The organism is Vibrio sp. 10N.261.52.A1 (assembly GCF_002876325.1).
Classification (GTDB): Bacteria; Pseudomonadota; Gammaproteobacteria; order Enterobacterales; family Vibrionaceae; genus Vibrio; species Vibrio chagasii.
Genome location: NZ_MCYD01000821.1, coordinates 1 through 8,797 on the forward strand (window position 1 = coordinate 1; position 8,797 = coordinate 8,797).

The following is an 8,797-nucleotide window of genomic DNA, read 5'->3' on the forward strand; positions in this document are numbered from 1 at the left end:
ACTGTTGTTGTGTAAATTAAATGCATCTCATCGATTCGAATTGAAAGATCAGACAATCAATCCACCAATAAACAGGAGTGACACTATGAAAAAACTCACTATCGCTTTACTTATCGCAGTGCCAATGAGCACTTTTGCCGCAACTGAAACGGTCGACAATCGCCAACAGGCTTTTAGCTCAATAGAAAAACTCAATAAGCAAGTGTCTTCAGAATTAGGGAGTCGAAATACAGATTGGCAAAAGGTTGAGGTACTAAGTGATAACTTGCTAGAGCACGGACTCGTACTCACCAACAGCTTTGCTGTGAGTGATAAGGGCGGTAAAGCGAAAGACGCGGTATGGAGTAAGCCTGAGAAATTCAATCAACTGATGTTACAGATGAATCAAGGTTTTATTGAGTTACAGCAAGCCAGTCTTGAGCAGGACAAAAGCAAAGCTGAGCGGGGTTTAGACTCGGCCAATAATACATGCCGAGCTTGTCACCGTACTTACCGCTCTCGTTGGTAGTTTTTTCTTGAGGCTCTATAAACAGAAAGCCTGTACGCATCGAGTCGTGGCAGGCTTGGGGGAATCATCGGTTAGATATAATGGCTTTAAAAAGGCCACAGCTTGGGCTAGATATTTTCACCTAAGCTAAAGTAGGCCAGTACTTCATTTTCGTTATTATAGGTGAAATCCATTCGCACATTGATTCGCTCTTGGCGCATTAAACGATAGCGTAGCCCGAGACCAACCATAGTAAGCAGGTCACCATCGTCAAAGCTATGATAAGGGTCGGTTGGATTCAGCCTTTCACCAAATACCTTGCCCACACCCGTTAAACCTACCACCGCGACGTTGTTCAAGAAGTTGATGGACGAGCCTGAAATCGAATAGCGATATTCCATTTCAAGATTGGTCATATGCGAAGCGATGTGATCACCCGCGACGAAACCACGTTGAACATTTCGCCCTTGTCGACCATAGGTGCTGTATGCACTACTTGGGGCATTTTCAGCATCCAGTAGATAACGAGTCACCCAGCGGCTTGCGATGATGTGATTGTCATCCTGCGTTAAGCTGTAAAACAGTCGGTAATCTGAAAAGAGCGAAGAGTAGGTCGCATCTTTGTCATTACCAAGCCATTCTCCATGGTCTTCATAGGTCAGCTCGAATAAAAAGCCATGATAAGGGTAGTAGTAGTGCTCTCGTTCATCCCACAAGAAAGAGAACTTTGCTCCTGTGTCGGCTTCGTATTCTTCACTAAACCCGGTGAGTTTGAGTAAAAGTTTGTCTCGCGGTGTATCGGCAAGATAACGCGCGGTGGAGTAGTCTAAACCCATCCCGAGATAGATGTTGTCGTAAACTTTGAAATAGAAATCACCATCGAACGTGTACTCTTGGTGGTTAGTATCAACCAGATCGACCAAGGTAATGTTGGTACTAGAGAAGCCCATTTCACCGCTAAACCGAATTGAATCGCCTTTCAATAAGAGCTCAGCATTCCCTTTGATGTAATAGCTATCATTTTGCGTGTAAGTCAGCGTTGCAGATAACGTTGATGCGTTCTTTGACTCGCCGTCAGCATAGAAGTTATAGATAGGAACGACAGAAATGCCTGTATCTACACTTGGATCGTAAAAGGGAATGGCAATGACACGAAATTGGTCATCCAGTTCAGGTTCTTGTGATTCTCGCGTATCAACTTCGAAAGCTGAACTTGAGAAACTGGCAACAGAAGATAAGAGCGCTGTTGTCCACAAAGAGAGTCGAGTCATGGTTAGAGTTACGTCCAATGTAAGTTGATCGCAATGCTGGAGAAGCTTGCAGATCCGGAGCATAACACGTCATTGAGACTGATGAATAGCGAGGATAGGGTTGATCATATAAATATACCGTACACTAATAAGTACGGCTGATACTATTGATAGTTATAAATGGCGAGACTGAGTCTCACCATTTATTGCAATTATTGGTGCGATTTATTCGTTGATAGTGACTTTTGTAATCACAATATCTTCACAAGGCACATCTTCGTGACCCCAGCGAATTGTCGTTGGTTCAGCTGCAATCTTATTTACTACATCCATACCTGCCGATACTTTACCGAATACCGCGTAACCCCAGCCTGCGTTCGTAGTCGAGGTGTGATCAAGGAAGTCGTTGTCATCAAGGTTGATAAAGAATTGTGCGGTTGCAGAATGTGGTGCATCAGTACGTGCCATTGCTACAGAGCCAATTACGTTCTTTAGACCGCGGTTTGCTTCATTCACGATAGGAGCACGTGTTGGTTTTTCTGTCATGTCGATAGTGTGACCACCACCTTGAATCATGAAACCTTCAATAACTCGGTGAAATGTCGTGCCTTCATAGAAACCGTCTTGGCAGTATTTAAGGAAGTTTTTCGACGTTACTGGTGCTTTTTCAAGGTTCAGTTCAATTTCAATGTCGCCAAAGTTGGTAGTCAGAGTGATCATAAAGGTCCCAATATTTGAGTGCTAAGGGTTTTGAGTACGAGTATTTTCAGTACAACAACATAGTCGATGACTTAATAAGGTGCAGTATATGAAAATTTACTGCGGATGCCAGTGAACAATAGCGCTAGCCTCAATTTACATGCGCTCTGAGGCCGATAGAGATAAAAAAGCCAGTGATGAGTTCACTGGCTTGGAGATGAAAAACGACTTAGAGCGCTAGTAAGTAATTAACTAGCTGGTTGTACTCTTCGTAGCTTTTGATTTGGTCTGGCTTTACGATGTATTTGTTATTGACCAGCACACCAGGAACGCCGGTTAGGGTACTTGCATCAAATTGTTGATCAAAGCGTTTCTGCATCGAGTTAACCGCAAAGCTGTTGTATGCCGCGTCAAACTTCTTCGCATCGACACCATTATCAATGAATACTTGGCGCAGTTCAGCTTCGTCGCGTGGTGTCTTTTGCTTCTCATGGATCTGAGCAAACATAGCAGGAACCATGCTCTCTTCAGCATCCAACGCAATCATTGTTGCGTAAGCTTTTGCCATCGGTACTGCCATATTGTTGCCCATAAAAGCGACATGAACTTTTTGGAAGCTTGCTGTTTCCGGTAAGTCTTCTTTCAGATACTTAATTACCCCTTCGAATTTGTAACAGTGTGGGCAGTAGAAAGAGAAAAATTCAGTCACAACTGGCTTGTCTGCTTTTGCTACATCAAGGATCTTGTAGTGAGTACCTTCTTCAAACTGAGCGGCGTTGACAGAAGCGCTCATAATTAGAGCAGCAAAAAGGCTAAATAGTTTTTTCATGTGTTTATTTCCTAAATTTGGATGTCGTTAAGCACAGCAAAACTGCTGTTTTGGGTGGCATGGATTGCCTATTTGGGACAAACGATTAAGAAATAGGGGGGCGATAAGGTGCTTGAGGCGCAATAATCGCTTTGTGTGAAGGCTCTTTTTCAATAAGAGCTAAAGAGGCAATTTGAGTATCGAAGGACTCAGACACAATCAATGGTGGCATTTTTAACAAGCAGACTGAGCCACAACAATGATGCTCAATGTTAGCTTGGGCAATTGGCTGTGAAGGCGAGATACTGTTTGACGGCGTTGATAGATGTTGAGATGCAACGATATTGTTACCCGCAATGCTATCCACACTGATGGTGGCCATTAACATCGCAAGCAGCATAAAAACGTGTACCCAAATTTTGCTTATCAACTTTGGCATGAAATAGTGGTCTTTGTATCTGAACAACGGCTGAAATAAATCAGATTCTGCAACTGGCAAACCGCTCAGCCACAAAACGAGCAAATCATACCTCACTCGTTTGTCTATCTCTAATTAAAACCCGGCAAAACTTAGCAGGGCTCAACTTTTATTTGGCCTGATACTGTTTGAGAAACATCTCAACCGTTGAGTTCACGATGATGTGCTTGTGCTGTGTGTCGGGAGAAGGGGCATGACCAATGATCTGCGGCCAAAAAGCGAACGACTTAATGAGTGCAATGAATTGAGTTGAAGCAAACAGAGGGTCGAGCTCGATTAAGCGACCGTCGGCCTGCGCAGCTTTTATCCAAGTCGTCAGTCCACTCTCTGCTTGAGAGTATTTCTCCATTGCTTGGCTCGCAAGTTCCGCATTATGGAAGTACTCAGAGAAGAGCACGCGAGATAAATCGATAAAACCTTCAGACTCTAACAGCTCTAGTTCTTGATTCGCGATTGATGCGAGTTGTTGTTCAAGAGGCAGCTCAGCTTGATAAGGGAAGTGCGTGGCGGCGAGCGTTTTACTCCAAATACTGTCTAGAATCTCCTCGAGAAGCAGCTCTTTACTGGCAAAGTGGTTGTAGACGGTGCGTTTAGATACTTCTGCTCGGCTCGATATTTTATCCATACTGGTGGCCTTATAACCGTGCTCAGTAAATTCTGCGATAGCAGCGGCAACGATCGATTCTCGTTTTCTTTGGCTCAGTGTTTTCTTTACAGTCATTTGGGTACTACTCAATATGTCGCTGTTAGCATTGCATACGTTAATTTTACACCACGAAGTTTACTTTTAGAACTCCCACTATGGTTTTGGTAATTGGAGTGTTAGCAACTGAATCGCTATGCAATGTAACGTGGGTGTCATAGAATCAAGACGTATTCGAATTTTATTGATATCAACGGAAGAGAATAAATAATCAATGAGTAGTATTTTAGAGTGTATTCGTACAGTTGGACGAGGCGAAAGAGGGCGTAAGCCTTTATCGTTCGAACAAGCCTACCGCATCATGGATGAGTATTTAAGCGGACAGGTCGGTGACGACCAGATGGCTATGCTACTGATGCTAATTCGTGTGCAGAACGAAACCAATGAAGAAATTGCTGGCTTTGTTAAAGCGTTTCAATCTCGAGTGCCCGATTTAGGGGCAGATATTGATTGGCCGTGTTATGCCGGTAAGCGCAATGAAAGCGCTAGTGGTAAGCCTTGGAACTTGCTGGCGGCTAAGATCTTAGCGGATAATGGCTATAAGGTATTGATGCATGGTTACATGGACAAGCCGAGCGGTAGAACGCACGTAGAAAGCCATTTGCAAGATGTCGATGTGCAATGTGCTGATAACCCTGAACATGCTAAGTCGATCCTTGAGCAAGATGGCATTGCTTATTTGCCGTTGGCTAATTTTGCTCCTGAAGCGCAAACCATGATTGGTTGGAAGCATCGTTATGGGTTGAGAACGCCGATCAATACAGTGGTTCGAGCACTGAACCCTGGTGGTGGCCGTTTAGGTTTACGTGGTAGCTTCCACCCTGGCTTCCCACAGCTTCATGCTGAAGTTGAGCATGTGATTGGCAACAAATCTCATTCGGTTATCTCTTTCAAAGGAATGAACGGTGAGTCGGAATACAATCCTAAAGTGAGTCAAACAGTATGGATGAGCTCTCCTGATAAAGTTGAGTCTTTCTATTGGGAAGAGATGATGAACTCAGATTTGCCACTGCCGAGTGAATGTGTACTCGGGACGCCGGCTGAAGAGATGACTTTGATGGCGAACACAGTGGTCGATAGTATGACAGCAATTTTGTTTGCGGAGACGCATGACAAAACTGAGGCCTACCAAAAAGCCGTACGCCTATGGCATGAGTACTGTGCGCGTTAGTTGAAATACTATAGAGCTTGTAAGAGAAGGTCAGCGATTGCTGGCCTTTTTTTGTATCGGGTGTTTCGGTTAAATGCTCAGGACAGAACGACTACTTAACTCGCATCAGTCGGTGCATTTTGTCTTCGAATTGAATCTCGATAACTTGCGATATCTTCATTTTATCAACACGATCGAGCATCTTGGTTTGATAGTCGCGTTTTTTCATCCACTCTAGTGGCTCTTTAAAGCCATCCTCATTTATGACAAATGATTGGTCAGTAATCGAATTTTCAAAGATATGAACCACCCAAATGCGGGACTGAAAATCCAGCAATGCACTGAAGTAAGTTTTGATCTTGGAGGTGGCGGTGGATAAAGACATACGAGACCGAATAAAGAGGAGAACGTGTTGTTTATCAAGTATACCGTTTGTTGCTAAAGCTTGTCAGTCTGAATTCGGCAACCACTCGAACATGGCTGCCGTATCGCGAAGGGGTAGTGTGTGAGTTGTTACTTGAGGAACATGCCGAAATCGATTTCTTGCTCTTTCTGGTATTTGACGAGCTTCACTCTCAAGTTGTGTTGCGCCGCCATATCAATCGCTAAGCTCGACATGCTTTTTATCTCTTGTACACAGCGAGAAATGAGTGGCTTCTGTTGGTTATCAACCGTTGCAATCAGTGTGGTTTCTGTACCGTCGTGATGAGTATAAACATACGCGTACATGGTGTTGTCGTGTTGCATAAACGTCCTAAATCGGGCTTTTCTAATTATTAGTGTGATGAAGGTTACAGGGTTTATCTATTCAAGCCACTATGGCTGAGTAAGGTTAAGCAAGAGAAAGTAAGACTTTGTAAGGGCTCTTTTTTTACTTTTTTTGGATGTTTGAAAGTGCGCTCAACCCTTTATCTGCCTTGCTTTTTTGTCTTGTTAGGTTTTGCCTATCAATAAAATTGCTGAAATCCATTTAGTAAAATCAAGATTTTAGACAACAATTAAATGAAAGAAGCAGATAAAAACATGACGCAAAGTATTTAGGGAGAACGCTATGCATTCAATTAAAGTGAAAGATTACATGACGCAGCAGGTTGTGACATTCACTCCTGATATGCCGTTAAGTCTAGCGTTAGACAAAGTGATGAGCAGTCATCACATGGGTGGACCAGTTATTGATGACAATGAACAAGTGATTGGTTTCCTTTCTGAGCAAGATTTATTAGAGAAGCTAGTTAAGGTTAGCTATTTCTGCCAAGACACACATATTGTTGGTGATTGTATGTACCAAGAGGTGCTATCAGTCGCACCAGACTTATCCATTATCGAATTGGCAGATATGATGCAAGTAGGCAAACCGAAAGCTTACCCTGTCATCGACAATCAGAAACTGGTCGGCATTATCACTCGAACCGATGTTTTAAGAGCAATCGGCAAGAACTTAGATGAATGTTTCCAACATCCTGTATAGTAGCGTGTTAAGAACGATTATTTTTCTCAACACCCTGAAATAAAAAAGGCGCACTAGCGCCTTTTTCTTCGTGGAGTTTTTCTAATTAGACCTGTTTGTCGGTCTATAGGTTTAGCCTGTGGTGTTTCAGCTTTTGGAGGTTTCATGTCAAACCAAACTGCAAAGTTTGTAGAAGGTTCAACGATGCGCCACATCTTGGTGATGTCGGGAGCAGGCTCAGTCGGCTTGATGGCATTGTTTGTGGTCGACCTACTCGATATGCTGTTTATCAGTATGCTAGGTCAGGTTGAACTGGCTGCTGCGGTTGGTTTTGCTGGCACACTCACTTTCTTTTCTACTTCTGTGTCGATTGGTACTTCTATTGCTATGGGGGCGTTGGTTTCAAAAGCGATAGGCTCAAAAAATAGAGACCAAGCTAGAAACCTCAGCACTAGCATTATGCTAACCGCGTTTGTCATTAGCTCAACCGTCACTGCTGTTATGTACGCTTATATCCCAGAGTTATTGGCAGCCATTGGTGCGAAAGGCTTAGCCGCTGAGCGCGCACAAGCGTATTTGCAGATTTTGTTACCGAGTGGCCCGTTTTTAGCGCTTGCGATGGCGGCCGGTGCTGGCCTAAGAGCTGCGGGTGATGCCAAACGCTCTATGTGGGCGACATTATCGGGAGGGATCGTAAATGCGATCTTAGATCCTCTGTTTATTTTTGGCTTTGGTTGGAACATTGAAGGTGCGGCTATCGCCTCTGTGGTGGCGCGTTTTTCGGTTCTATTCTTCTCACTTTATCCTTTGATTCGCAGTCACGAGCTGGTGGCTCCACCATCATTTGTGCAGTGGCGCATCAATATCCGTCCAATCTTAGCAATTGCGATCCCCGCGATCATTACTAACACTGCGACACCTATCGGCAATGCCATTGTCACGACAGGTATTGCACAATATGGTGAAGACTTCGTTGCGGGCTTTGCGGTTATTGGTCGTTTAACGCCGGTGTGTTTTGCTGTGATTTTTGCTTTGTCTGGCGCGGTAGGGCCAATTATTGGTCAGAACTTTGGTGCCGAGAGAATGGACAGAGTAAAAGAGACGCTCAATAACTCTCTATTTGTAACCACTGTGTACACCATTGTGGTTTGTGTCCTGTTGTACTTCCTCCAAGATCTTGTGATTCATGGCTTTAGTCTGCAAGGGGATGCGGCGATCATTGTTGCTGCTTTCTGTACCTATGTGGCCATTACTTTCATCTTTAACGGTGCACTGTTTGTCGCGAACACCTCGTTCAATAACCTAGGTAAGCCGCTGTATTCCACCGCTCTGAACTTAGGTAAAGCGACACTTGGTACCTTGCCTTTCGTATATTTAGGTTCTCAATGGTATGGCGCGTTAGGCGTTCTTTACGGACAAGCGCTGGGTAATATTCTGTTTGGCTTGTTGGGTGTTTTAGTACTTCGTTACCACATCTCTGAATTGATGCAGGGATCTAATGTCGAGCCAGTTGAAGATGACGTGTCTATCGTAAGTTTGAATACACAACCTTTCTGTTCTCATGATGCAGTGCTGATTGATGATGTTTCAGCGAACAGAGAAGAGTGTGCCGAACTGAAGCCTCAATAATAGTGACTTACTTGGTCGAGACTGTTAAATAAATTGTATTAACCGAAAACTTCTTCTTGACCTTGGAGCTACCTCCAAGGTTTATACTTTCGATGAACTTGGGGTTGGTTACTTTAATAACTGAGTAGCCACTCCAAGGGTATTGG

The 8,797-nt window shown here is 43.8% G+C and carries 11 protein-coding genes; 4 read left to right on the forward strand and 7 right to left on the reverse strand.

The window, feature by feature from the left end; translation table 11 throughout:
* The first annotated feature begins 85 nt into the window (after positions 1-85).
* Entirely contained in the window at positions 86-508 is a 423-nt protein-coding gene (locus BCT81_RS17125; RefSeq protein WP_102425226.1) for a cytochrome c, read from the forward strand.
* Positions 509-615: 107 nt separating this feature from the next.
* Here the strand turns inward: BCT81_RS17125 and BCT81_RS17130 are convergent, their stop codons facing one another.
* From BCT81_RS17130 to BCT81_RS17150, 5 genes are all read right to left on the reverse strand, one after another.
* Positions 616-1,758, reverse strand: a complete 1,143-nt coding sequence (locus BCT81_RS17130; RefSeq protein WP_102425227.1) for a BamA/TamA family outer membrane protein — start codon at positions 1,756-1,758, stop codon at positions 616-618.
* 204 nt (positions 1,759-1,962) lie between these two features.
* Positions 1,963-2,457: a peptidylprolyl isomerase gene (locus BCT81_RS17135; RefSeq protein ID WP_061031805.1), complete on the reverse strand. Its 495-nt coding sequence runs from the start codon at positions 2,455-2,457 to the stop codon at positions 1,963-1,965.
* A gap of 208 nt (positions 2,458-2,665) precedes the next feature.
* Complete coding sequence (locus tag BCT81_RS17140; RefSeq protein ID WP_102425228.1) at positions 2,666-3,265, reverse strand: thiol:disulfide interchange protein DsbA/DsbL; 600 nt, start codon at positions 3,263-3,265, stop codon at positions 2,666-2,668.
* 85 nt (positions 3,266-3,350) lie between these two features.
* Positions 3,351-3,683, reverse strand: a complete 333-nt coding sequence (locus BCT81_RS17145) for a hypothetical protein (protein ID WP_102425231.1) — start codon at positions 3,681-3,683, stop codon at positions 3,351-3,353.
* A gap of 148 nt (positions 3,684-3,831) precedes the next feature.
* Complete coding sequence (locus BCT81_RS17150; RefSeq protein WP_102425229.1) at positions 3,832-4,443, reverse strand: TetR/AcrR family transcriptional regulator; 612 nt, start codon at positions 4,441-4,443, stop codon at positions 3,832-3,834.
* Between the two features lie 196 nt (positions 4,444-4,639).
* On the opposite strand from BCT81_RS17150, the gene BCT81_RS17155 reads away from it, so the two are divergent.
* The gene (locus BCT81_RS17155) at positions 4,640-5,596 is read left to right on the forward strand and encodes a glycosyl transferase family protein (protein ID WP_102425230.1); all 957 of its coding nucleotides are present in this window, start codon (positions 4,640-4,642) and stop codon (positions 5,594-5,596) included.
* Positions 5,597-5,687: 91 nt separating this feature from the next.
* Here BCT81_RS17155 and BCT81_RS17160 read toward each other — a convergent pair whose 3' ends face one another.
* Complete coding sequence (locus BCT81_RS17160) at positions 5,688-5,960, reverse strand: hypothetical protein (protein ID WP_061031801.1); 273 nt, start codon at positions 5,958-5,960, stop codon at positions 5,688-5,690.
* Positions 5,961-6,088: 128 nt separating this feature from the next.
* The gene (locus BCT81_RS17165) at positions 6,089-6,322 is read right to left on the reverse strand and encodes a hypothetical protein (protein WP_061031800.1); all 234 of its coding nucleotides are present in this window, start codon (positions 6,320-6,322) and stop codon (positions 6,089-6,091) included.
* Positions 6,323-6,626: 304 nt separating this feature from the next.
* Between BCT81_RS17165 and BCT81_RS17170 the strand changes: the two genes are divergently transcribed.
* Positions 6,627-7,043, forward strand: coding sequence for a CBS domain-containing protein (locus BCT81_RS17170; protein WP_008221675.1), 417 nt, complete (start codon positions 6,627-6,629; stop codon positions 7,041-7,043).
* A 144-nt stretch (positions 7,044-7,187) separates the two neighbouring features.
* Positions 7,188-8,651 (forward strand): MATE family efflux transporter, encoded by a 1,464-nt coding sequence (locus tag BCT81_RS17175; RefSeq protein ID WP_008221673.1) that lies wholly within the window; start codon positions 7,188-7,190, stop codon positions 8,649-8,651.
* Positions 8,652-8,797: the final 146 nt, after the last annotated feature.